This window comes from Gottfriedia sp. NPDC058432 (assembly GCF_042721555.1).
Taxonomy (GTDB): domain Bacteria; phylum Bacillota; class Bacilli; order Bacillales; family Bacillaceae_G; genus Gottfriedia.
In genome coordinates this window covers 73174-97589 of the sequence record NZ_JBHXLC010000015.1, presented here as the reverse complement: position 1 = coordinate 97589, position 24416 = coordinate 73174, and the positions used below count along the sequence as shown (strand labels likewise).

The window sequence follows — 24416 nt, the reverse complement described above, 5'->3', positions numbered from 1 at the left end:
TTTATATAAATATTTTTAAATTTTTGTTTGAAAAATTAAATATATAGTGTATGATATGATTAAATAAAAGAAAGGAGAACAGTATGTCGTATCCTTTACTCACAAATTGTCCTGTTTGCAGCAAGTCACTTAAAATTACTAAACTACATTGTAACCATTGTCAGACAACAATTGAAAATGAATTTGAAGTATCTAGATTAGCGGCTCTTGGTCAAGAACAACTTCAATTTATTGAGATTTTTCTTAAATGTCGTGGAAATATCAAAGAGGTCGAAAAAGAACTAGGAATTTCTTATCCGACCGTCAGAGGAAAATTAGATGAAATTATCTCTACCCTTGGATATTCCACTCAAAAGAAACCAGAAATAGATAAATCAAAAATTGTAACATTATTGGAAAAAGGCGAAATTACTGCTGAAAAAGCCATTCAATTATTAAAAGAGGGGGACTTATAATGAAAGACGAGATTTCAAGAATCTTAACGTTGATGGAAGAAGGAAAGATTGATAAAGATAAGGCAAGTGAATTAATTAATATTTTACAAGATAAAGATACGCCGGAACGCGTATCTTTGAAAAAAGAATCATATGGAAATAAAATCTTAAAGATTCGGGTGAACTCTGAAGTAGGAGATAATGTTAATGTTAATGTACCGATTAATCTTGTAAAAGCAGTTTTAAAAGTAGGGACAAATATTGCTGAAAAAATTCCTGAGGCAGAAAAATATGTAAAAGATATTAATGTTGATCTGCTAATCGAAGCAATCGAAAACGAAATGGTCGGACAAATCGTTGACATCACATCATCAAACGGTGATAAAGTTTTTGTTGTGATTGAGTAGATTATGATAAAGGTCAAGTTGAAAATAGAAGGAAAGCGATTCTCCATTCCCGTTCCTTATGCAATATTAGATTTAGCTAGTTTGATCATCACATCAAAATTACTTAATCGTATAATAAATAAAGCTATTAAAAAAAATGGCAGTAAATTTAATTTGCCTGAAATTGATAGAAAGGATTTGAAGCCGTTAATAAAGGGACTTTCAAAAAACAGTGGACTAATCCTTGTTGATACGAAATTAAAAGATGGAACTGAGGTAGTAGTAAAGCTTTAAGGTTCAGTCTTTTGATCACTAAAATAAATTTTCTTATTTATTCAATTGATTTTCTAATAATAATATTATGTAAACTATGAGTATTAAAAAGAAACCCCTTTTTTAAAAAAAGGGGTTTCTTTTTAATACTCTTCATCATCCCAAACATTACTTGCATTTTGAGTTCGATTCATCATTTTTGCTAAATAAATTTCCGTCGTTTGAATACTTTCATGACCTAAACTTCGACTAACTTGATAGATGCTCGCACCTTTTTCAATTGAACGACAAGCGTAATGATGTCGAAAGAAGTGAGGACTAATATTGTTCGTTCGATTATGATCTTTTACAAACGTTAACTCAGAATCTTTTATCATTTCAATTACATATTTTGATAAATATTTAAACGAATAATGTTGTTTCAGTTTATTTGGAAAGAATGGACTTGAATCAGTTTTTGCAATTTGATTTGATAGACCACGTCGACTCCTTAGTTTACATAAATCTACAAATACATGATTTAATAATTTAACTTCACGTTTTTTATTTCCTTTTCCAACAATTTCAAGCCAATAAGCGTTTGAATCCTTTGTAACTTTACCCCAATTTGCCTCAGCTAGTTCTCGAATTCGCATACCAGTTGTAGCTAATAGTTTGATTATAGTCGTTTTTAAAATATTACCATTATAAAAATTCAATAATGCTTTAACTTCACTTTCTTCCAAATCACGATTTGGTAAGTCATCCTTTGTTATTTTTGCATTCAATATTCGAGTATATAAAGGCACTTGAACGTAATGACTATCAAATAAAAACTTAAAAAAACTCTTTAAAATCACAAGTTTTCTTGAAAGAGTTGTAACACGATATAGTTGTTTGTTCGGACCGTACTGATAAGTAGACAGCCATTGTTGATATGAATCGATATGTCTTTGTTTTAAATTTTTGAAAAGGGAAGTTTCTATATAAGATGCTACATCCTGACGCAAAAATTCTTCACTCCTTAATAAGTATCGATAAAACTGCAGTAATTCTCGTATGTACTCCATCTTTGTACTTTCTTTTCGCTGTTTTGATTTTTGAATATCTTTTCTTTGATGAACAAAATAGTAAATCATATCTAAATCTGTAAAACCTTCATAAATCATACGATGATTTTTTTCATTTTCAAACTTTGTTTGTAAAAGAGTAGGGAAGTATGTTTCATCTATTAAATATTCAATTATGTTGGATTCATTAAGATTCGTTGCTGGTAAATGTATTGAATTTGTAATAAGTAGATTGGATTTTACTAGCATATTACTCACCTCATAATCTATTATACATAAATCATTGTATTTATAGTATTAATTTGAATAGTTTTTTCAGTTAAATAGTTTACTTCTATATTTTATAAATATTGAAATACGATAAATGATTAAGGTAGAAAAATACACTATTATTCGACCTCTAACAAATCTTGTATAATTTATTATTTATAAATAAATTGATTTACTTGTATCTGTTTAATTACTTTTTAACAATTTGTTGGAAATAATTATGATATAATTAGTCTATAAAACAATGAAAAAGGAAGAATTCAAATGTTAGAACATGATCAAAAAATGAAAGAGGTTGTTACAACAAATGAGGCTGTAGAACTGTTAGGTGTATCGAAACAAACGATTTACAATTATGTAAAGGCAGGGAAACTTAACCTTGTTTATGAAGATTGGCAAATCGATGGGACAATGAGGTTTTACCTAGAGGATCTTAATCAGTTAAAATCACAAACTGTAAAACCAGTAGGACTTACTGTTCTTGAAACAGCTAATTTATTAGGAGTATCAAAAGCAACTATCCATCAATATATAAAAGCTGGGAAAATAAACGCAACTAAAGTAAATTTTAAAGGTAGACAAACTATTTTTATTCCAGAAGAAGAAATTGAAAATCTAAAATTCTCACAAAAAAACGCAACAAGAAAAAAGTCTTTTTTTACAAAAGACTTAGAATTTTACTTATTCGGATTGTATGAAATTCCAAACTCGAACGAAAAAGCTCGAATCATAGAGATTACTGAGACTGCTGAGATTGTAGCAAAAACGAATATGGGTGAACTTTTAAATAAAGAAGAACTCACTAGCCGTGGTTTTAGAAAAGCCTATGAAATGAAGAAGGCTAATCATAGTACTAAAAGAGGCATGATCTCGTTTCAATTTCCAATACCTCAGTCAATTAGTGCTCCGATTTTTGGCATTATCGATTCATTTTATAAACAGATTGGACATCAAAATTTGAATCTATATATATTGAACAACTCAATTAAGGTTGAAATAAAACCAATTAAATTACCATATCTTGATGCCCAAATTGAACAAGATTTTGAAATTTTACAAAACTGTTTAATTGATGGTAAGCTTTCTACTAGACCAGGTTTTATTGTATTTACGAGTAATCAAGAACAGCTAACTATTTTTGTGAAAGATTCAATAAAAGAAAAGATTAAACAAATTGCACTAGATCATCACACTGGAATTGAGGATATTACTGAGAAGCTTTTGCTTTTGGGTTTAAAGGAATTTGAAAAAAACAACTCATTTAATGTCTAAATTCACCCTCCAATTTCCGACAATGAGATGGGTACTTGTATTGGAAGTCAAATCTCGATGCTTCTACCAAACCGGTTTAGATAATTCTGAAAATAAAAAAAGGGGAATGTGAAAATGAAGTTTATCGATTTAAGAAGTGACACTGTAACAAATCCTACAGATGAAATGAGACAAGCAATGTTTTTAGCCGAAGTTGGCGATGATGTATATGGAGATGATCCAACTGTACATAAATTAGAAAATCTAGCTGCTTCTTTGATTGGGAAAGAAGCTGCTTTATTTGTACCAAGTGGAACATTTGGTAATCAGCTAGCATTGTTTACACATTGCAATCGTGGTACTGAAGTAATTCTTGGGGAGGATTGTCATATATTCGAACATGAAGTAGGCGCAGCCTCAATCATTGCCGGGGTTCACTTAAGAACATTACAAACAACTCATGGCATGATGGATACTAAACGAATTAAACAATCGATCCGACCTGATGATATCCATTATCCAGAAACTTCATTAATTTGTTTAGAAAATGCCTATTCAAATGGATCTGTAGTTGATATCGATTATATGAAGCAAGTTTATAGCATTGCGAAAGATGCAAAAATCCCTGTTCATTTAGATGGTGCAAGAATTTTTAACGCTGCTACTTATTTAAAAACGGATGTCAAAGAACTATCTCAATATAGTGATTCGGTAATGTTTTGTTTATCAAAAGGACTTTGTGCTCCAGTAGGTTCAATACTTGCTGGTAGCAAAAAATTTATTGAAAAAGCGAAAAAGAAACGTAAATTGTTAGGCGGGGGCTGGAGACAATCTGGATTTTTAGCAGCTGCTGGTATAATCGCATTAGAAAAAATGACGAAACGTTTGCATGAAGATCATGAAAATGCGCTATATTTAGCTAATAAACTAAGTGATATCCCAGGAATTAATGTTGACACATCTCAACTTCATATCAATTTAGTATTCTTCCAAATGACTGATATGAGAAGAAGTCCTGAGGAAATTGAACAAATTTTTAAAGAGAACGGAATGATCATTTTTGCGCCGGATGAAGATGGCATGATGCGTTTTGCTACACATTACTGGATTACGAAAAATGATATTGATAAAGTAATTGATGTGATGAAGACAATATAAATTTTTGCTGTGAAATTACAAAAGAGGAAAATTCCTCTTTTTTGTTTTTGAGGACTTTTAGAGTAGAATGATATAATTTATTAAATAAATGTAATAACTGGATGTGTCAAAATGAATAAATGGAAATTTGATAATGGATCTAAAAAGAAAATTAGGGGTATTAGACGAAGATATAAATCGTTAGAAAAAGAATTAATAACGTTAACAGATAAAATGCCAAATCCTTATGAAAGTTCTCTTGGATATTGGCATCTACACTTGCCATTTTCACAGGAATATATAGATTCAAAAAAAACACCGAATTGCATAAGACGTAAGTTGATCCAACTTTTAATTAACAGAGTTGAACATTTAAAGAATATTAAAACGAAGGAAAACTCACGATTTCGTATATATTCAATCATTTCTTTACCCCATTTATTCGACTCTCAAATCGTTGTTATACCTGATAGTTATTTATTTGAAGGATTTTTTGACAGAAATACTGATGAACAAAAATGGATTCAACTTGATACTCAAAAAAACATTATTGATGAATGGGATCTTGAATTACCAGAAGGATTAACGTTTAAAGGATTTAAAGAGTTTATTAATGAAGAAGATTACAGTTATCAAGGTGAGATTTGGTTTATTGGTGAGTTGGAATAAATAATAAAGATATATTTACTAATGTGATCAATGCTGGATTTAGTTTATTAAGATGATGTAGAACGGGGCTTATAAATGAAAATCGAAGAAAAAGATGACTTTGTCATAATAAATGGATTTGAAATAGATGGTTTTATAGATAAGATTCAACTTTGCTCAAAATGTAGAAATAACTTAATTTATTATGAAGATTTTGATGCATATTTCTGTCCAAATTGTAATACCTGGACCGAGGATAAATGTAAGGATTCTAGTTGTTTTTACTGTCCAAATCGTCCAGAAAAGCCACTACCATTTTAAATAGTTTTGTTCAACTAACGCATTTTGATCGGCAGTAAAGTCGGTTTTTTTTTATATATTAGGATAGTAAAATAAGGAGTATTAGTTTTAAAATTTATAAACAAATATAAATGTCAGAGGAGTTTCGACAAATGAAAAATACAGAAGATTTATATTTAGAGATGTCCGATAAAATTATAGAAAAAGAAAGTAAAAATGGAGTTGAGGCTCTAAGTGAAAATGAAAGAAATTTTTATTTAATCGATAGTCTCTTAATGGAATTGAATAATGGTGGTTTTGATCAATATTTCTTAAATTGGACTGGTGAACATTGGCAAGAAACTGTTTCGATCTTAGATAATTTAGGGATCAGTTTCTTATCTAATTTAGTTAAAAAGGCTAGTGAAATCTATCGAAGTGATAAAGCAGAAGATGATATTCTTGATGAACTTAATGAATTGGATAATGTGTTTTATAATCATTTGAACTATGAAGATACATATGAAAAAGTAATGAAATCGTTCATTTAACGTATGTAATTATTTGAGCAAACTATTCTATTTTTAACGTTTAGATGTTTTTACACTAGTAGTACTACTTCTGAACTATTTTTTATTATTTTAGTAAATTACTTGTATACTTAGAAAATATTACCCTACTATAAAAGCATAGTTAATATTAACGGAATTATCAGGAAACTATTGTGCATTAAGATGACCTTGTATATATTTATAGTACAATATGACCGAACGATTGCTCATATTACGTTGAATTTTACTTAATAAGGTATTAAGGAGGATGAATGATGGAAGAAATAATTGAAAAAGCAATACAAGATATTTACCCTGATGATTTCGCTTGGTGTTATGGATGTGGTCGATTAAATAAAGATGGTCATCATCTTCGAACTGGTTGGCAAGGTGATAAAACTGTTACGATTTTTACACCTGAATCAAAGTACATGGGAATTCCAGGTTTTATTTATGGTGGACTAATTGCTTCCTTAATTGATTGTCACGGGACAGGTTCTGCCTCACTTGCTTTACACCGTAAGAATGGGAACGAAATTGGAGATGGGTCAGTGCCACCTAGGTTTGTAACCGCTGCTCTTAATGTGGAATATCTTAAACCAACCCCACAAGATGTGCCATTAAAAGCAGTTGGAACTGTAGAAGAAATCCATCCTAAAAAATGGAAAGTTCATACAGAATTATTCGCGAATGATATTCTTTGTGCTCGAGGAGAGGTAGTTCTAGTTGTAATGCCTAGCACATTTTTAAAATAAAAACTTTAAATAAATATCTACTTCGTTTCAGATCTATGAGAAAATTTCTTAGCCATTTAGAGTAGGTGATTAAATGTGTAAAGAAATAATGAAGGATATTGAAATAACTACCGAATTGATTTTAATCAAAGTACAGATTAAGATCGCAAAATGAAGGAAACTCGCCGAAATTGTAGCGAGTTTCCTTCATTTTTATATGCCAATTGCTATGTCAAAACGGGCTTTAAATATCTGAAGCGAACTTCAAAAAAGAACCCTTATGTCTCGACAGATTTTATCAACAGACTCTTTTATTTAGGCTCTTTAAGTATTTTGCTAATTACGCTTTTTGTAGGTTTATCAACCAGCGTACTAAAGGAACTGCAACCAGCAACATGATAAAAAGACGGAATGATTGCATCTCGAATATTAAAGTTGTATCGGCTCCTGTACCAAAGGCGATGGCCATCACAGCATTAATGCCACCTGGTGTTGTAGCTAAATATCCAGAAAGTAAGTTAAGATGAACAAACTTTGCTAGAACCAAACCGAAAGCTCCACAGCCGATTATAAGTATGAGAACAAAACCGGTAATTGCTGGTAACAATCGTCGAGCTAGTCGTAAGGCTTCTCTATCAAAACGTAATCCAATTTGCAGACCAATTAAAGTAAATGCTGGCTCACGTATCAATTCGGGTGGGGTAAGCCCTTGAAATGGTTTCAATGTACTCAAAACTGCCCCAAGTATCAATGGTACGATCAAAGCCCCTGCAGGAATATGAAAACGCTTCCCTAACCATGCTCCCACTATAGCAATACATAATGTGAAGATACACCCCGCGAAAATTGGACCTGTGGCCTCAATTTCTGCTGGCCTAGCATATTCATAGTTACCAGTAGGTAACAAGACTAGTCTGACAAGAAGGGGAGTGATAAATACTACTAAGAAGAGGCGAACAAATTGCATGAAGGCTACAAGTCGGCCGTCAGCTTTAAGATCATCACTCGTAGCGATGACTCCTGCCGAACCACCTGCAATCATCCCCAAGGTGGAAGTTGCTAAATCCGTCTTGGTCACTCGAGCAAAAACAAGTCCAGTAAGGACACTTAGCACTAAAGTGGCTCCTGTAACAAGAAGCACGATCGGCCAATCATTTCCTAGAGAGGCAATCGATGATGGGTTAAAGTAAGTACCTAAAAGTACACCTGTAATCGCCTGAGCTACTGTAAATATACCAGATGGAATTATTTTACTATAATGATTAAATGACGTGAACGCCACTATTATTCCAACAAGAAGTGCAGCAAATAAATGGGGAGAAGGAAACCCCTGGTCTTCTAGCAAAGTGCCGATAAGTAATGTACCTGCAATAATGCCAAACCAAATTATCAATATTCCTATCCAACGACGATCTTTCATAACGATCTTTCATTCCTTTCATCCTTTAGTTTTTTTCTCAAGGTAATTAGGCTTCTACACCGGTATTTCTGCTCTTGCAAATTCATTTGAATAATTACCCGAAGTTGTCCAACCGCCGTAAAAATCTTAACAAAGAAGAACTCTATCATAAACAACGTTATCCAATATTAATCATGCTTATTCAGATTAAGAAAATTTAAATTAGAATCAAATTATTTTCATATAAGTTTAATTTTATTTTTATTTTACTTTAAGGCATCTAAGCTATAATTCTCTTTTATAGGGCAAAGAAAAAAGGGGAAGAGGATTTAATCATTGAATTCCGATTTAATTTGACTAATAAAAATAGGGTGTGATTGTATTAAAAAAATAATAGACGCGATTAATTAATGGGCAGGTAAATCACCTAATACAGTCGATGAATCAACGCCAATTGATCGTCTAAAGCAAAAAGTTGATTACTCTTATGCTCAAAAGGTAGTGATTCTTAATCCCGAAATAAACCTAAATACGGTGATGCCCAGGTTATAAATATTGATCAACTCCATTAGAAAATATAAAAAAATGAGGGGAATATAATGAAAAATATTCGAGCACAAGTATTAGCTATTTTGACTGATTTATGTAATACAGAAGAAATAGTAGAAAATCCGGAAGTACTTTTATTTGAAGAAGGTTTGTTAGATTCATTTGGAACTGTTAGCTTACTTGTTGAGATAGAAGAAAAATTAGGAATCGATGTAACAATTTCTGATTTCGATCGAGATGAGTGGTCTACACCAAATAAAATTATAACAATTTTAGAAAATATGGCTGCTTAAAATAAAGAATTTTAGAAAAAGCTTCCGAACACTAAAATTTTGTGTTCGAAAGCTTTTTTCTTTGGCCTATATTCAATTTCATATGCATATTTTGTTCAGTTTCAATCAGTTAATCACTAAGTTTTGAGATTTATTCTTAACTATTTCTTTATTGTGCAAGAAAGATTCCATTGCTTGATCGACATAAACCCATCCCTTTAAACTTAAATGAAGCGAATCTCTGAAAAAATATTTATCATATTCATGGTTTGATAAGTCTTCAACTTCGAATCCAGCATCACGAATTTCTTTAGATACTTTTTTATAATACAAAGTACGCTCTTCTTTTTTAAAACCAATGTAATCATAAAAGTACCCATTTACTGGAACAGATATGAAAAGTGGTTTTGCGCCAGCACTTTTTAATAAATCTAATTCCAGTTGTAGGTCCTTATATTCAGGTGATTCTTTATAGGAAAGTGTAGACTTAGAGTTTTTTAATTGATTAATTTTATTTGCAAAATGCAATGTATAAATACTGTTTCTAATATAAAATGGATTATTAGTTGCTGTTTTCTTTCCTTCTTTCTCTGCAATTGCTATCAGTTCTTTATATGATTTATTTTTTGAAGTTGAGTAATAATTTCTTTCAAAATTACTGATAAAATTAAATTTTGATGTAAGAACATCTTGTTTATTAATAATTGATAAATAAGGATTGACTAAATTCTGAGTAATTAATTTATTAGATAGTTTTTCTGGTTTCATTCTAAGTGCCTGCCTCATCAAAGTCGAAAGCATTTTATCATTTCTTACTATTGAATAATCAAGTAATCGATTAATTGCTCTTTCTTTTATATCCATAGGGATTTTATTATTTTTTGCAAATTCAATTGCTTGTAACTTTGAAAAATTTGGGTCAAAACGTTGTTCATCTAATCCTCTTTTATTAAACCATTGAGGTGAAATTATAAAAATTATCTGTTTCCCTTTTAAACTTGAATAGTTAGCAGATAAACTAAGGAAATGTATTAATGATTGAGTTCCACCTCTTCCAATTAGGAAAGGTGTATATTTTGGATCATATACCTTAAAATAATTTGAAGGATGAAACTCATCAAATCTTGAAAGTTCAGACGAACCATAGATTGGTATAATGGTAGGATCTTTCATAACTTGTCTTTGTACTGTAATACCTTGGAAGATAGCAGGACTAAGTGAGCTAGATTGATGCCTAGCTGTTCGATTTGTAACTAGTGGAGTTAACCATTGATTTGGAATGGTAATTATTAATATAGCAACTATAACAGCCAAAAACATTGGACCGAAAGTAGTTTTTTTCATATCTAATCCCTCATTTGATGTCTAATTATTTGTTTTAGAATAATGTTCCTGAAAAAATTAAAAAACCAAAACAAATAAAGTGAAATGTTATAATGATTGAAAGTATATCAGTGAATTTTGTTCGCGGAATTAATTTCTTTTCTTTGTTTTTCCTTTCAAATAGATCGTAGCAAATAATTAAAAGAGCATGGTAAATACCATAAACAATGAAATGCAACGCTAGTCCATGCCAAAGACCCATTAAAAAAAATAAGGTAAAGTAAGAAATATACGAGATAACATATCGGTTTTTTATTATTTTCTTTTTTTGCAAGTAAAAAACTAGCCTCATATAAACATAATCTCTAAACCAAAACGACAACGTCATATGCCAACGATTCCAAAAATCTTTAATATTTCTACTTAAAAATGGTTTATTAAAGTTCTGTGGTGTTTGAACACCTAATAAATAGCTAACTCCGACTGCAAAAGCACTATAACCTGCAAAATCAAAGAACAAATAAAAGCTGTATGCATACATGTATAGCAGTTTTAAGACAAATAGATCTTCATGTAAATAGACATTTGAAATAATATACAAATTGATAGCATGGGCAATAATATACTTATAAAGAAACCCTCGAAAAATTAAGTTTATACCATTGAATAAAAGAACTTTATATTCCCCAGGTTCAAAGCTATTCTTGAAATCCTTCTCAAACCTTCGAAATCGATCAATCGGACCAGACGTAAAAGTTGGGAAGAATAAAAAGAACTGTAGAAACTCAAATACTGTTAACGATTTGATTAATCCATCCCTTATTTCGATTAGTAATTGGATTGATTTGAAAGTTACATAGGAAATACCCAAAAATCCAATTATTGAATTTGGAATAAAAAGTGGCTGAACCTTAGTTAAAATTAACGGAAATATCGTTAATACTATTAAATAATAAAAAACTCGAGGATTATTGTATTTCTCACGATATTTTCTATAGTTAATGACCAATACTGTTTGGAAAATAGTAAAACATATAAAAAATAACAACTGTTTTATATCGTCTTTAAAAATAAGTAAAATAAGTGTCCAGCCAACAAGCGTATTGTAAAATGTTATCTTTTTTCCTCTTAAGCCATATATAACAATTGGTAAGAATAATAACATCAATAATAAAAAATATAGTAAATTTGCGTATGGTGTCATTTGAATACCTCTATAAATATTAGTTAATAAGATTAAAATTCATTATAAATAAATGTTGATGAGCCAGAGGAATTACAAATGTAAAAATATATTAGCAATATGATGATCATTAAATAATAACTAGTTTTTAAAAACCATTGAAAAATCATTGCATTTTTATAAACTAGATTTGTTTTCTTTTCTTTCATAGTTAATTCTCCCTTTAATTTCTAAGTTTAAAATTGAATGTTTAATTTGTTTATAAGTACTGAAATGTATAGCATTGCTATATAATAGCACAGTAAAAAAGCAAAAAAGATTATATTTTTTTAATCAATTTCACTATAATTTAATGATTGGCTATAAAATTCATTATTGTTTTTTTTTAGGCATTTTTTTATATGTATAAGTGTTTAATAATTAAATTGTTCTAATGAAATTTATAGTGAATATTCATAATAGAATCTGCGAAATTTAATTTATGAAATAGAAAAAAGAGAGAGTAACGGGACTCTCTCTTTTTCGTTTGGATAATGAAAGGATTCCATCATCAATCCGAACAAATTTAAAATTCTTTTTTTTACAAAATAAGTAATAAAACCTTCAAGCGCATTGTTTTCGTTCATACTGCTTTTCTTTATAACGCTGATAATACCAGATAGCTGTACTAATCCAAAATCCTCCAATAAAGTAACCAGCAATTACATCGCTTGGAAAATGAACACCTAAATAAATTCTGCTTATGCCAATTAAAAGAATCATTATTAAACTTATCATTATCAATAGAGAACGCCCAAATTTTGTCCGAATATTTCTCCACAATATAAATGCTAATATTCCATAAACTGTCATAGCGTTAGTTGCATGCCCACTCGGAAAACTATATCCACTTATTTCAATTAAACGGTGTAAATCAGGTCTCGCCCTATGAAAGAAGAGTTTTAATAAAAAACAAAGAATATTTGAGCCAATAAGAGCAGCAATAAATAATATTAATTCAGAACGGTGATCTAAAACTTTATAAAGAAAATATAGAATACTAATAGAAAGTACAATAATAAATACGCTTGAACCTAAAAAAGTTATCAATTTCATAAAAGATGTCATGACGGGTGATTCAAGTCCTTGTATAAAGTTAATAACCGTGCTATCAAAATGATATATACTATGATTGCTCACTAGTAATGCCATGAGTCCGAAACCAAAAAGAGACAAAAGACTAATTAAAAAAGCAATCCACAAAAAATACTTTAAATTCATTTAAAAATACCTCAAATTTACAAAGTTGTTATTGGACCTTACTAGCTAACAATTAAATCATATTCTTGTAGAGTTAAGATACTATCTTTTCCATTCCGTTTCACTTATATGTCATAATTTTACTTTTTCATTGATTTTAAATAGATAAATGTCTACATGGTACGTTTGTTTGGAAATGTCTTATATTGTTGTATGAGACGAAGTATTTCAAGTAGTAATAAGTTTAAAAATAACCATGCTGCTCCATATGTGTATCCTGCTATAATGTCACTTGGAATTTGAATTGAGAAATATATATTTGCTACTCCAATTAATAATAAAAGAAATAAAACTAGAATTGGAGTGATCAATTTGATTCGAGTAAAGAGATCGTTTTTTAAATGGCGTATCAATACAAAAACAAAATAACCATAGACGACAATTGACATAAAAGATTGTTCATTTGGAAACTCAAAATGTAATAAAGAGCCGGCATTAGGTTTTAAATAATGAAATACATCCGTAATTATTTCTTTGAATATCACACCACCAACAATCGATGTTATAAAAAATAAGAATTCCAAAATTAAATTTCTCTTATTAACAAATAGTAAAATTAAAGAAACCATTGAAATAATAAGCAAAATTAAAGGTATTTGAAGAACAATTAATCTCTTCATTATGAAACTCCAGTTGTCTCCAAAGAGTTCGTTTATGATATATATACTAACTTCATTTAACTCTTTAAACTCATTGTGTAAATATTGTTCACTCAATCCTAAAGTAAAAATAAGCATACTTAAAAACAAAACAGCAAGGCAAATAATAAAAATTTTAATTCTATTTAATGATAAAAAAAAACGAGTTGAAAATGAAGTTATATTATTATTTAAAAAGTATTTTAAAGATGTTTTGTATCTCCTTAACAAGAATAAAATTACAATAAAACTTAAAAGACCAACTATTCCTATTCCAAGGTATTTACTTGCAGAATGATGAAATTTCTGCCACTGAGGACCAAGAACCTTACCAAGAGTGACAAAGGTAATAGACCAAAGAAACGCACCAATATATGCATTTCGTGCAAATATTTTATAAGGTAAGCGGGAAATCCCACTAAAATACCCAGTAAAATGGCGAATTCCAGGTATAAAAAAAGCAAATACCAAGAGTTTATTACCATACTGATCAAACCATTTTGCCGTTTTATTATATCGATCGGGACCAAAGTGTATATATTTTCCGTACTTTAGAATAAGATTATAACCGAATCGATTACCAATTAAATAAGATACAGTAATTCCAATAATAGCCCCTAATGTTGCCAAGAAAATAGTAATTATATAACTCATTTTACCTTGGTATATTAGATACCCCGAATAACTCATAGTGATTTCTCCTGAAATAGGTAAAGCAATAAGTTCAAGGAGATTCACTGAAAATAACAAAAGATAACGATGGTGTTTTATTAATGTAAGGAGTATGGACAAAGTATTTTTCCTTTCTAATTACTTTAGTATTTATTTAAATTCGTTGCTATATAGAAGTTCTTGATTATTAGAAACTATACAAATATTAGAAATGAAAACTATAATAAAAATCAATTCAGTGATAAAAAATCTATTTTGACCTTATATTGTAAGAAAAATAATACCAAATCGAATTAAATTTAACATTTGTTTCGTTTTGATATTGGCTGATACAATTATTTTGTATTATTCCCTGATAGAAGGAATCTAATTTAGAGTAAGACATTTAGTACAAAAAACATTCTGAAATTAAAATATAAATGTTATTTATGTACCAATTCTTTTATTTTCATAGGTTTTATGGATAATACTTTGGATTATTGATTTATATGGGGATAAATATTTATTAAGTTGGAAATGAAGGGGCGAATGATTACAAATCATTTTCAATTGTTTTAATCAAGTGTATATGGTAAATTAAGGTCATCAACTTATTAAAGCTGTTTAATAAGTTTTTTAAGGCGGTGAATTTAGTGAATGAATTTTTAGCAACTCCAAGCAATATGAAGAAAATGGTTCTTCGTGGTATTCGTACAACGCTCTTAAAATTAGGTAGTGCAACTAAAGTTGAATTAAGTCAAAGACTAGAAATTAGTTTTCCGACAATTAGTAAGTTTCTAACAGAAATGGAAAAAGAAGGAGAAGTTCTTTTAGTCGGATTAGATCATTCTAGTGGTGGTAGAAGGGCAAAAAGATACTCTTACAATCCTGAACATATGCTAGGTTTAGTAATATTTTTAGAGGGAACTGAAACGAACTATATCATTTTTAATTGTGTTGGTGAAGTAAAGGAACAAGGCAAAGCACCAAGTGCATTAATAGATAATAGTTTGCATTTTTTAACGATCACCATTGAAAAGATCATAACTAAATATCCAAAAATCAGTTCAATGTCGATTGGAGTACCAGCGGCGGTTGATAATGGAAAAATCTTTTATATCCCAGGATACGAACAGTTTCAAAACATAAATTTAAAAGAATATTATGAAGAACAGTTTTCGATTCCTGTCATAGTAGAGAACGATATGAATGCAGCTGTTTTAGGTTTTCACAATAATAGAGGAATAAAAGATAAACAATCCCTTGTTTATTTGTATTCAGGTCAAAATGGTCCGGGTGCGGGAATTATGGTAAACGGTGATGTTGTAAGAGGAAGTACATTTTTCTCAGGTGAGGTTTCATTCGTACCTCAATATGATGAAAGAAATTTTGGGCAGGCATTAGAAAATAGAAGAGGACTTAAAAACCTAATAATAAGTGGGGACTATGAAATTGATGCAATCAGCAGATTAGTCGCCTCATTTATAGCGATCATTAATCCTCATATCATCATTTTTTGTAAAGATGAAGTTGAAAACGAAATATTAGATAAAATTAGAATTGCTAGCTCAAATTATATTCCGTCCGAACATCTTCCTTTGCTTACGACGAGTGATTGGAAACAAGATTATTTATTTGGATTACAAAGTCTTTGTCTTAAACTTATGATTGATTGAATATTTAAAAGGTAGTCATATAAGGTGGTGAGTCTCGTTTAAGACTAATATTTTAAAAAAATAATATTGGGGAGTTAAAATAAATGAAAATTGAACATGTCGCTATATGGGTTAAGGATTTGGAAGGGATGAGAGAGTTTTATGAAACTTTTTTTAATTGTAAGTCTAACAATAAATATCAAAATAGCGAAAAGAAATTTGAATCTTATTTTCTTACCTTTGAATCTGGCGCACGATTAGAAATTATGCGTAAAGAGGGAATTGTTAAGACTAATCCCGGTGATCAAATTGGTTGGGCTCATATTGCAATCTCCTTAGGAAGTGAAGACGCTGTCAAACAGATGAGTACCAAAATTAAAAATAGTGGTTATTCCCTCGTTAATGGTCCTCGTTTGACTGGTGATGGGTACTATGAGAGTGTTATAAAAGACCCTGAAGGAAACTTGATTGAGTTGACTGTATAATTAATACATTAAAACGTTGGAAAAAGTGACAACAATATTCGTTTAAGTATTATAAAAGACTTTGAATAAGTAAGTAATTCGATACTTATTAAACACGTTTAATAAGTTTGTCTTACTATACTTTTTAAACACATTTAAAAAGTTTTCAAACTAAAAATAGGAGGTCAAGTATGCACTATTCATTAACTAGCCGTCAAATTCAACTATGGCGGGTCGCCATTTATTTCATTTTTGCACTGACCGGATTTGCATTCGCATCATGGGTATCTCGTACACCTGCAATTAGGGATGCACTAGGATCTACAACAGCAGAGATAGGTGTAATCATATTTGGACTTTCCGTAGGATCAATAATCGGACTGATAAGTGCCAGTATGCTTATTGCTCAAAGGGGCGGACGTTTTGTGATGGTTTTTGGGCTATCTGTGGTTTCTATTGGACTTCTAATTGTTGGAATTAGTGGTTCATGGCTCACAAATAGCACTGTGGTATTTTTAGGGCTTGTCATTTTTGGTTTTGGGCAAGGAATATGTGATGTAGCGATGAATGTAGAGGGAACCGCAGTTGAGAGAGCAGCAAAAAAGTCACTCTTAACCGGTTTTCATGCAGCGTTCAGTTTGGGTACGCTTCTTGGAGCATTGGTTGGTTCGACAATGACTAAGTTGGGAATCTCTGTACCTATTCACTTGTCACTTACAGCCTTGGTTATCGTTGTGACTGTTTTGTCTTTTTACCGTTTCATACCTGCTGACACAGGTAAAGAAGTTGCTAGTGACGCTGTTAAAGTAAATAGAATGAAGGAATATATGGCTGTATGGAAAGAGCGACGCACAATCATGATTGGTATCATTGTTCTTGGAATGGCTTTCGTTGAAGGATCAGCAAATGACTGGTTACCACTTATTATGGTTGATGGCTATCATGTTGCACCAGCTATGGGTTCCATTGCATATGGGATATTTGTCGGTTCAATGACTATTGGACGTGCAATAGGAGATAAAATATTAGACCGTTTCGGTAGAGTGATTGTTTTGCGTTCATCCGCACTTTTGGCTTTTGTAGGACTGATTATTGTTATATTGAGTCAAAGTTTTGAGATAGCAACTATTGGTATTGTATTTTGGGGACTTGGAGCAGCATTTGGTTTTCCAGTCGGACTGTCCGCTGCAGGAGACGATCCAAACAGAGTAGCAGCAAGAGTAAGTGCAGTATCCACGGCCGGTTACCTAGCATTCCTAGTAGGACCACCATTTTTAGGAATTATCGGTGAACATATAGGGTTACTTCGTGCTCTAATTTTCGTACTTATTGCTGTAACGATCTCTGGACTGCTTTCAAAAGCTGCGAAACCTATAGGAAAACAAAATAATTTGGAAATGGAATCGAACATATCTAATTCCGTAAAATTGTAGTTTTGAAAATATTGGTCATGAAATCTGAAATATTTAAACAACGATTAGAGGATAATCATTTATGGGGCTGTTGACGAATTAAATAGGAATTTGTAAACCTGTGTAGAAATTATTCTATATAGGTTTTTTATTGGGGGAATTCTTATGATGGGTCGAAAAGAAGATTGTCAAAATAAATTAGAGTTCATCGATTTAAATGATTTTGTACCTAGTAACCATATTTTACGCCAAATTAAAGACAAAATAGATTTCACGTTTATATACGATAAAATGGAAAAGTATTATTCAAAATTAGGAAGAAAATCTTTAGATCCAGTCCTTTTATTTAAAATGTTATTACTTGGCTATCTATTTAATATCGAATCTGAACGTGAACTGGAACAGGAAGTCATTTTAAATATAGCTTATCGTTGGTTTTTAGGTTTGGATTTATCCGACCCAGTGCCAGATCATTCAACATTTAGCCAAAATAGACGTAGAAGATTTAAAGATAGTTCGGTATTTCAAGAAATTTTTGACCACATTATTAGTCTTTGTATTGAAAAAGGATTCGTTACTGGAGTTGTGATTGTGACAGATTCGACACATATAAAAGCTAGTGCCGCAAAAGAGAAAGTTCAAAGGGTGGTTTTAGAAAAAACACCATCACAATACATAAATACACTTGAAGAAGAAGCAAAAAAAATTGAAAAAGAACATGAAAAAAAAAGAATAGATTCAGGTAAAAAGAAAAAATGAAGAGAGCCAAAAAGTGATCCTACTTTAAAAACAGTCGCTGTCTTTCGAACAGATTCTGATTCAGGATCGTTAAATCGTTCAGGAAAACCCTCAGGACCTCATTACTTAGCACATACTAGTATTGATACTGAAAATGGAATCATTGTAGATATTCATCCGAGTGCTGGGAATGTTAACGATTGTGAACCTTTTATAGAAAGATTAACAATCCTACAAGAAAAGTTTGACTAGATATAAAAAAGTCGGAGCTGATCGTGGGTACGATACAACCCCTATTCATCATGTCTTAAAGAAATTAAAAATTACAGGTTATATTACCCCAACCAAAAAAGAAACAGCTTTGACACTATGTCTTATCATGAATTTAAATTTAACAATGAAACAGACAGTTATATTTGTCCAAATCATAAGGAACTTCCGTTTACTCATTTAAAGAAAAGTAATGGTCATTACTCCAAAATCTATTCAGCAAAAGCGAAAGATTGCAAAATTTGTCCATTTCGAGAAAAATGTTTCGGAAAAAAATCAATCAAAAAAGCCATTTCACGACCAATCGCACATGAATTAATCGATGAAAATCTAAAAAGATCAAAGACCAGTGAATATAAACAGATTCAAAAACAAAGAAGAGTTTGGTGTGAAGGTACTTTTGGGACGATGAAAACAAAACATAATCTATATAAAACTTATAAAAGGGGCATTCAAAAAATTCTTGAACAATGCCTCTTTTCGGCGTTGGCATTGAATTTAAAAAGAATGGTTAAAGTAATAAATTAAACAAGAAAATGTGATAAGAAAAGGTTTGACCACGTTGAATTAGCCTGAAAACACAAAATGGGAAAAGAGTTAAATCTCCTTTCCCATTTTGTCAACAGCCCCTTTATCGATTATCCTCTATTTCATTTATTGGATTAAGAAATATTTTTTTCAACTTAATCTCTAAGAACCCAAAATTTCACCCAATCATTTTTTGAAATAGTGACCCATTTCAAGATCCGAAATCAAACTTGCCTGTGCTGGGTGCCATCCTAATAGTTCTTGAGTCTGTACACTTGACCTTGGGATGTCTTGCGAAGCGATGTAACCTAGAAAACCAAAGTGCTCGAATGCTTTTTCTTGAGAAATGCTAACAATAGGCAGATTAAGTTGCTTACCGATGACACTTGCTATGTCACGAAATGGCACTGCTTCATCTGCAACTCCATCTAGATATGAACCAGCGGGAGCTTTTTCCAAAGCAAGGCGATATAGTTTTGCGGCGTCGAGTCGGTGTATAGCCGTCCAGCAGTTAGTACCTTCATCGATATAAGCAGAAAAACCTTTTTCATGTGCAATTTTTATAAGTCCTGGAACAAAGCCCTTATCACCAGGTCCGTGCACTGATGGAGCAAGCGACACAACTGAACTTCGAACCCCATGGTTCCCCAGTGCAATCACTGCGTTATCAGATGCTGTTCCGTTGTAGTGAGCCGTGGTCACAAATGGCTTACCAGTTCCTTCCAAAGCTCTACCAATCGTCTCTATGACGTTTAAATCGGTTTTTAATGAGTTCGCAAAATCAGAGAAATCATTATTAAACGCTAGATGGATTACACCGTCAGCAGCCTTGGCACCATTATAAATGCTCTCAAGGTCGTTAAGATCTCCTGGATGTACTTCAGCCCCGGCTTCTCTTAGTTTGGCAGCACCACTGTCTGAACGAGTAAGCCCGACGACATGATGACCTATATTAATGAGTTCTTGTACCACCGCAGTACCGATGTATCCTGTTGCTCCTGTCACAAATACTCGCATAATTTTATCCTCCTAAAACTGTTTTGTTGTATAGTTGCTTGAACAAATGTAGTATAAACTATAGAGTTGACTCTAAGGCAAGGCGTTTTAGGAGGAATTTTTTTGAAGATAAATGTGTTAGCGAAAAAAATGGGTTTATCAGTCCACACTATTCGGTTTTATGAAAAAGAAGGCTTGTTGGACAGTCGTCATGTTCAAAGAGAGGAAAATAACTATCGTAACTATTCAGACGAAGCGGTTGAACGCCTGAAACTCATCAAAAAATTTCAGGGTATAGGATGTTCTTTAATTGAACTAAAAGAAATCTTAGAGGACAAAGATAAAAATACACGATCTAATCAACAGGTAATTGAATGGATTTCTCAAAAAATTATTGAAATCGAAAGAATGAGAAATGAATATGATCAAATGCTTGTTACGCTTAATATCATGTTAGAATACAGGAAGACATTAGATAATGATTTAAAAAATGAATAATCTTATTAGTTTACGAACGATTTTCTTTTAGTAGAAATTTGTATATCCATTTTTTATAGGCTATAATACTTTAAACCATTTCTTTACCTGAGTTCCACGTTTAAATTTCCCCCTATTCTTAAATGAATAGGGGGTTTTTATTTTTATTAGATAAAAAAAGTCAGATTCTATTATTAGAATCCGACTTTTTAATTTTTTAATTATGCTTTTTTAACGTTAGTTGCTTGTGGTCCGCGTTGTCCTTGTTCTACATCAAATGTAACTGCTTGACCTTCATCTAATGATTTAAATCCGTCAGTTTGAATTGCTGAGAAGTGAACGAATACATCATCACCATTTTCACGTTCGATGAATCCAAAACCTTTTTCTGCATTAAACCATTTTACTTTACCATGTTCCATTTTTGTTTCCTCCTAGTGCGCTTTACACACGTTGTAATAATTCAATCTTAACATTAAATGTAAAGATAATCAAATTCAACTATATATTGGTGAAATTACATATTTTTTATGATCAATTATTACTTAATTCTTGGTTTTTAATTTAAAAATAAAAACACTAACTAAAAAAACAATTACTTATTGACATGTCTTATTTATTACTGGTAAAATATTTATTTTGACAAAAAAACAATAAATGTTATGCTTATATAGGTTGATAATTAAATGGGGGTGTAGATAATGTTTGAGGTTGGTGATAACATCTTTTATCCAATGCAAGGAGCAGGTATAATTGAATCTATTCAAGAAAAAGAAGTACAAGGTGAAATACAGCAGTATTTTATTATAAGATTACTAATTAAAAAGATGGAAGTAATGATTCCAATTTCAAAAATGAGTAATTCAAGAATTCGAATGGTCGTTGATTCAAATACACTCGACAATATATTAATAAATTTTCATAATGGAGAATCTGATCGTTCTCTATCATACAAACAAAGATTTAAGCTAAATACTGAGAAAATGAAAACAGGTAAAATTGAAGATAGCGCAGAAGTAGTACGTGATTTAATGCGTATAGATAAAGAAAAATCTCTTAATTCAAGTGAAAAACAAATGTTAGGTAACGCAAGTAAAATTTTTATAAGCGAACTTGAATTAGTTAAAGGGATATCAGAAAGTCAAGCCAAAGAACTAATATTCGGGTAATAAATCTTTAACTCAACTTACAAAGGAAATTACAGTATTTCAAATTTTCAAATCGTGTATGAAACGAAACCCCTTATACAAAACATTAGCCCCGTTCAATTTATGCTAGTGTTCCTACTTTTAAATTCCATTTAGAATATAATGTTGCTAATTTAAAAATTAATCCATTATATATTGAATAACTTATTTCGAGTATCTATTTCATATTTAACTTGGTCAACGTAAAAAAACATCCAATTTATTTGGATGCATATTTAAGAATTCCGCTTAAAAAGAGTGAATCTTCTAACTGTGTGCACTCTTTTAGTTTGATTAATCCATCTAGTTCTAGATCCTTAGCTAGTTTTTCAATCATATTTGTATCATTTTCCAATGAATTTTTAATGTCGATTATAAAGAAATTTCCTCTTGTTGCAAGTCGAAGGTTCTTTAATAGATTTTCCTTATTCATTTTCACATCTCCCTTCTAAATTATATAATTCGACAGAGAAGAGGTCTTATCCTGTAAATTCAATTAAGTTACAAATTTATCTTCAGAGTATAACATTAATAATTCATATACTCGTTCAATAGACAAAAACGCATAGTATTGTGAATAATATTAACTTAATAAAGGGTATAAAATGAATGTTGTGTATTCATTTTTTATAGGCTATAATACTTTAAACCATTTCTTTACCCGATCTCCACGTTTAAATTTCCCCCTATTCTTAAATGAATAGGGGGTTTTTATTTTAACAGATAAAAAAAAGCCAGATTCTACAAATAGAATCCGACTTTTTTAATTATGCTTTTTTAACGTTAGTTGCTTGTGGTCCGCGTTGTCCTTGTTCTACATCAAATGTAACAGCTTGACCTTCGTCTAATGATTTGAATCCTTCAGATTGAATTGCTGAGAAGTGAACGAATACATCATCACCATTTTCACGCTCGATGAATCCAAAACCTTTTTCTGCATTAAACCATTTTACTTTACCATGTTCCATTCTTGTTTCCTCCTTATGTGCTTGAACACATTTAATGTTTATATAATAACAATTTAAAGTTAGATAATCAAATTGTCTTAAAAAAAAAACAGGACTTTTCACTTATTTAATTGGAAATTAAAGGATTTTCTTTAATTTTTTATTAGAAAACGTTGGACATTAATAGCTATTAACGATGATTAATTAAGGTTGAAGATAGGCACTCGCCCTTCATTTTCTTCATATGATACTCAGTAAAAAATAATAAGTATGAAGTGAGTGATGGATGATGAATATGTCAACATGCCAAAGACTTGCGGAAATGATTGGTGGAGAAGTTGTTCAAGCAACACCTGTATGCGTTATTATGCGTCTTCGCGATATTAATGCAAAAATTTAGGGCGTAGGACTCGTTCTCCTTTAGCACTTCCATTCATGTTATCTTTTGAAGATAATGGTTTAAACCTTGGCGAATCTGTAGTCCGTCAAAAAGAAATTAATCCATTAATGACAGCTTTACGAAAAAGAGGAATAATCGTGACAACAGTTCATAACCATTGGTTGTTTGATAAACCACGTTTAATGTATATGCATTGGGAGAATGTTAATTTGGATCCGGTTGAATTTACAAGAGTTAGTTTTGAGGCAGCAAAGGAAGCAGGTCTTTTTTAAACATACTTACTTGAAATTGAGTGACTAAAATTGCATAGTTTAAAAAACAATAAATCAAATAAAAAAGCAAATGGACATCTCACTTCTGATCCGTTTGCTTTTTTTATTTCTTATTAAGTTAAATCAAAGTAACCGAATAATTTAGGAAATGCAGTAGAAAGTATCCTATTGTATTTTTTATTAATAATTTTTAATTGTACAAATGAACAATAAAGTTTTATTATTAGTTTACAATGTAAACAGTTTATAAAGTTAACTAATGGATCGAGGTGATATGGTGTCAGATTTACAACAAGCAATTGATTTAACAAATTCGTTTGTTTCAATTGCGCGCCAGCTGAAAAAAATAAGCTTACAAACCGCAACTAAACTTGGTCTCACATTCCAACAATTAATTATCCTAAATTCAATTCGAAATAACGAAGGACTAACACAAAAAGAACTAACTGAACGCTTAAGAACTGCTAAAAGCAGAGTTAGCCTTAGTATTGATGAGTTAGAGAAAAAACATTATGTAAAAAGAGAGACGTCAGCTAATGATCGTCGCGAAACTCAATTGTTTTTAACACTCGATGGTGAACGATTATGTCAACGCTATCGTGAAGAATCAGAAGCTTATAAGAGTTTAGCAAATTCACTGGAACAATTTTCACAGGATGAGCTTAATATACTTATAGACATGCAAAAAAAAATTTTAACTGATTTATCAAATGAACAAACTAATTGTTCGAAATAAGGAGGACG

Annotated in this window: 30 protein-coding genes; 19 read left to right on the top strand and 11 right to left on the bottom strand. The window is 31.0% G+C overall.

Features of this window, described 5'->3' with window-relative positions; translation table 11 throughout:
* Positions 1-83: 83 nt before the first annotated feature.
* The 3 genes from ACFWM3_RS16035 to ACFWM3_RS16025 are packed head-to-tail and all read left to right on the top strand — an operon-like array spanning position 84 to position 1114.
* Positions 84-455, top strand: coding sequence for a DUF2089 domain-containing protein (locus ACFWM3_RS16035; protein WP_390312062.1), 372 nt, complete (start codon positions 84-86; stop codon positions 453-455).
* Positions 455-841, top strand: coding sequence for a hypothetical protein (locus ACFWM3_RS16030; RefSeq protein ID WP_056465536.1), 387 nt, complete (start codon positions 455-457; stop codon positions 839-841). Before ACFWM3_RS16035 ends, ACFWM3_RS16030 begins: the two co-directional genes overlap by 1 nt.
* 3 nt (positions 842-844) lie before the next feature.
* Positions 845-1114: a lysophospholipid acyltransferase family protein gene (locus ACFWM3_RS16025; protein WP_390312061.1), complete on the top strand. Its 270-nt coding sequence runs from the start codon at positions 845-847 to the stop codon at positions 1112-1114.
* Positions 1115-1236: 122 nt separating this feature from the next.
* Here ACFWM3_RS16025 and ACFWM3_RS16020 read toward each other — a convergent pair whose 3' ends face one another.
* Positions 1237-2391 (bottom strand): tyrosine-type recombinase/integrase, encoded by a 1155-nt coding sequence (locus ACFWM3_RS16020; RefSeq protein WP_390312060.1) that lies wholly within the window; start codon positions 2389-2391, stop codon positions 1237-1239.
* A 285-nt stretch (positions 2392-2676) separates the two neighbouring features.
* Here ACFWM3_RS16020 and ACFWM3_RS16015 point away from each other — a divergent pair, with 285 nt between their 5' ends.
* From ACFWM3_RS16015 to ACFWM3_RS15990, 6 genes are all read left to right on the top strand, one after another.
* Positions 2677-3684, top strand: coding sequence for a helix-turn-helix domain-containing protein (locus ACFWM3_RS16015; protein WP_390312059.1), 1008 nt, complete (start codon positions 2677-2679; stop codon positions 3682-3684).
* A gap of 114 nt (positions 3685-3798) precedes the next feature.
* Entirely contained in the window at positions 3799-4821 is a 1023-nt protein-coding gene (ltaE, locus tag ACFWM3_RS16010; protein WP_390312058.1) for a low-specificity L-threonine aldolase, read from the top strand.
* 111 nt (positions 4822-4932) lie between these two features.
* Positions 4933-5469 (top strand): DUF3916 domain-containing protein, encoded by a 537-nt coding sequence (locus ACFWM3_RS16005; RefSeq protein WP_390312057.1) that lies wholly within the window; start codon positions 4933-4935, stop codon positions 5467-5469.
* Between the two features lie 75 nt (positions 5470-5544).
* The gene (locus ACFWM3_RS16000) at positions 5545-5769 is read left to right on the top strand and encodes a hypothetical protein (protein ID WP_390312056.1); all 225 of its coding nucleotides are present in this window, start codon (positions 5545-5547) and stop codon (positions 5767-5769) included.
* Between the two features lie 131 nt (positions 5770-5900).
* Entirely contained in the window at positions 5901-6278 is a 378-nt protein-coding gene (locus tag ACFWM3_RS15995; RefSeq protein ID WP_056465549.1) for a DMP19 family protein, read from the top strand.
* 275 nt (positions 6279-6553) lie between these two features.
* A complete protein-coding gene (locus ACFWM3_RS15990; protein WP_335416144.1) occupies positions 6554-7033 on the top strand; it encodes a PaaI family thioesterase in 480 nt (159 codons plus the stop codon).
* A 319-nt stretch (positions 7034-7352) separates the two neighbouring features.
* On the opposite strand, the gene ACFWM3_RS15985 is transcribed toward ACFWM3_RS15990, so the two are convergent.
* On the bottom strand, positions 7353-8432 hold the full coding sequence (locus ACFWM3_RS15985) for an AbrB family transcriptional regulator (RefSeq protein WP_390312055.1): 1080 nt from the start codon (positions 8430-8432) through the stop codon (positions 7353-7355).
* A gap of 578 nt (positions 8433-9010) precedes the next feature.
* On the opposite strand from ACFWM3_RS15985, the gene dltC reads away from it, so the two are divergent.
* Positions 9011-9253 (top strand): D-alanine--poly(phosphoribitol) ligase subunit 2, encoded by a 243-nt coding sequence (gene dltC, locus ACFWM3_RS15980; protein WP_390312054.1) that lies wholly within the window; start codon positions 9011-9013, stop codon positions 9251-9253.
* Positions 9254-9358: 105 nt separating this feature from the next.
* Here the strand turns inward: dltC and dltD are convergent, their stop codons facing one another.
* The 5 genes from dltD to ACFWM3_RS15955 form a co-directional block, all read right to left on the bottom strand.
* Positions 9359-10576 (bottom strand): D-alanyl-lipoteichoic acid biosynthesis protein DltD, encoded by a 1218-nt coding sequence (gene dltD, locus ACFWM3_RS15975; RefSeq protein ID WP_390312053.1) that lies wholly within the window; start codon positions 10574-10576, stop codon positions 9359-9361.
* Between the two features lie 34 nt (positions 10577-10610).
* Positions 10611-11759, bottom strand: coding sequence for a D-alanyl-lipoteichoic acid biosynthesis protein DltB (dltB, locus tag ACFWM3_RS15970; RefSeq protein ID WP_390312052.1), 1149 nt, complete (start codon positions 11757-11759; stop codon positions 10611-10613).
* Between the two features lie 32 nt (positions 11760-11791).
* Complete coding sequence (dltX, locus tag ACFWM3_RS15965) at positions 11792-11908, bottom strand: teichoic acid D-Ala incorporation-associated protein DltX (protein ID WP_142329241.1); 117 nt, start codon at positions 11906-11908, stop codon at positions 11792-11794.
* 433 nt (positions 11909-12341) lie between these two features.
* Entirely contained in the window at positions 12342-12929 is a 588-nt protein-coding gene (locus tag ACFWM3_RS15960) for a phosphatase PAP2 family protein (RefSeq protein WP_390312051.1), read from the bottom strand.
* 221 nt (positions 12930-13150) lie between these two features.
* Positions 13151-14365, bottom strand: coding sequence for a VTT domain-containing protein (locus ACFWM3_RS15955; protein ID WP_390312050.1), 1215 nt, complete (start codon positions 14363-14365; stop codon positions 13151-13153).
* A 614-nt stretch (positions 14366-14979) separates the two neighbouring features.
* Here ACFWM3_RS15955 and ACFWM3_RS15950 point away from each other — a divergent pair.
* The 5 genes from ACFWM3_RS15950 to ACFWM3_RS15930 all read left to right on the top strand — a co-directional run bounded on the left by ACFWM3_RS15950 (position 14980) and on the right by ACFWM3_RS15930 (position 19393).
* Positions 14980-16002 (top strand): ROK family transcriptional regulator, encoded by a 1023-nt coding sequence (locus ACFWM3_RS15950; RefSeq protein ID WP_390312049.1) that lies wholly within the window; start codon positions 14980-14982, stop codon positions 16000-16002.
* An 83-nt stretch (positions 16003-16085) separates the two neighbouring features.
* Positions 16086-16466, top strand: a complete 381-nt coding sequence (locus tag ACFWM3_RS15945) for a VOC family protein (protein WP_056465564.1) — start codon at positions 16086-16088, stop codon at positions 16464-16466.
* 170 nt (positions 16467-16636) lie between these two features.
* A complete protein-coding gene (locus tag ACFWM3_RS15940) occupies positions 16637-17878 on the top strand; it encodes an MFS transporter (RefSeq protein ID WP_390312048.1) in 1242 nt (413 codons plus the stop codon).
* Between the two features lie 144 nt (positions 17879-18022).
* Complete coding sequence (locus ACFWM3_RS15935) at positions 18023-18616, top strand: transposase (protein WP_390312047.1); 594 nt, start codon at positions 18023-18025, stop codon at positions 18614-18616.
* A 348-nt stretch (positions 18617-18964) separates the two neighbouring features.
* Entirely contained in the window at positions 18965-19393 is a 429-nt protein-coding gene (locus ACFWM3_RS15930) for a transposase (RefSeq protein ID WP_390312046.1), read from the top strand.
* A 186-nt stretch (positions 19394-19579) separates the two neighbouring features.
* Here the strand turns inward: ACFWM3_RS15930 and ACFWM3_RS15925 are convergent, their stop codons facing one another.
* Positions 19580-20410, bottom strand: coding sequence for an SDR family oxidoreductase (locus tag ACFWM3_RS15925; protein ID WP_390312044.1), 831 nt, complete (start codon positions 20408-20410; stop codon positions 19580-19582).
* Between the two features lie 102 nt (positions 20411-20512).
* Here ACFWM3_RS15925 and ACFWM3_RS15920 point away from each other — a divergent pair, with 102 nt between their 5' ends.
* Positions 20513-20887 (top strand): MerR family transcriptional regulator, encoded by a 375-nt coding sequence (locus ACFWM3_RS15920; RefSeq protein ID WP_390312043.1) that lies wholly within the window; start codon positions 20513-20515, stop codon positions 20885-20887.
* Positions 20888-21087: 200 nt separating this feature from the next.
* Here ACFWM3_RS15920 and ACFWM3_RS15915 read toward each other — a convergent pair whose 3' ends face one another.
* Positions 21088-21288, bottom strand: coding sequence for a cold-shock protein (locus ACFWM3_RS15915; protein WP_056465570.1), 201 nt, complete (start codon positions 21286-21288; stop codon positions 21088-21090).
* A gap of 279 nt (positions 21289-21567) precedes the next feature.
* On the opposite strand from ACFWM3_RS15915, the gene ACFWM3_RS15910 reads away from it, so the two are divergent.
* The gene (locus ACFWM3_RS15910) at positions 21568-22035 is read left to right on the top strand and encodes a CarD family transcriptional regulator (protein ID WP_390312042.1); all 468 of its coding nucleotides are present in this window, start codon (positions 21568-21570) and stop codon (positions 22033-22035) included.
* 238 nt (positions 22036-22273) lie between these two features.
* Here ACFWM3_RS15910 and ACFWM3_RS15905 read toward each other — a convergent pair whose 3' ends face one another.
* Both ACFWM3_RS15905 and ACFWM3_RS15900 read right to left on the bottom strand, forming a co-directional pair.
* Positions 22274-22486, bottom strand: coding sequence for a hypothetical protein (locus ACFWM3_RS15905; RefSeq protein WP_390312041.1), 213 nt, complete (start codon positions 22484-22486; stop codon positions 22274-22276).
* Between the two features lie 334 nt (positions 22487-22820).
* Positions 22821-23021 carry a cold-shock protein gene (locus ACFWM3_RS15900; protein ID WP_025568372.1) on the bottom strand — a complete coding sequence of 67 codons (201 nt, stop codon included), beginning with the start codon at positions 23019-23021 and terminating at the stop codon, positions 22821-22823.
* Positions 23022-23435: 414 nt separating this feature from the next.
* Here ACFWM3_RS15900 and ACFWM3_RS15895 point away from each other — a divergent pair, with 414 nt between their 5' ends.
* Together ACFWM3_RS15895 and ACFWM3_RS15890 are read left to right on the top strand one after the other, a co-directional pair.
* The gene (locus tag ACFWM3_RS15895) at positions 23436-23672 is read left to right on the top strand and encodes a DUF1259 domain-containing protein (protein ID WP_390312040.1); all 237 of its coding nucleotides are present in this window, start codon (positions 23436-23438) and stop codon (positions 23670-23672) included.
* Between the two features lie 277 nt (positions 23673-23949).
* Positions 23950-24408: a MarR family winged helix-turn-helix transcriptional regulator gene (locus tag ACFWM3_RS15890; RefSeq protein ID WP_056465577.1), complete on the top strand. Its 459-nt coding sequence runs from the start codon at positions 23950-23952 to the stop codon at positions 24406-24408.
* The last annotated feature ends 8 nt before the right edge of the window (positions 24409-24416 follow it).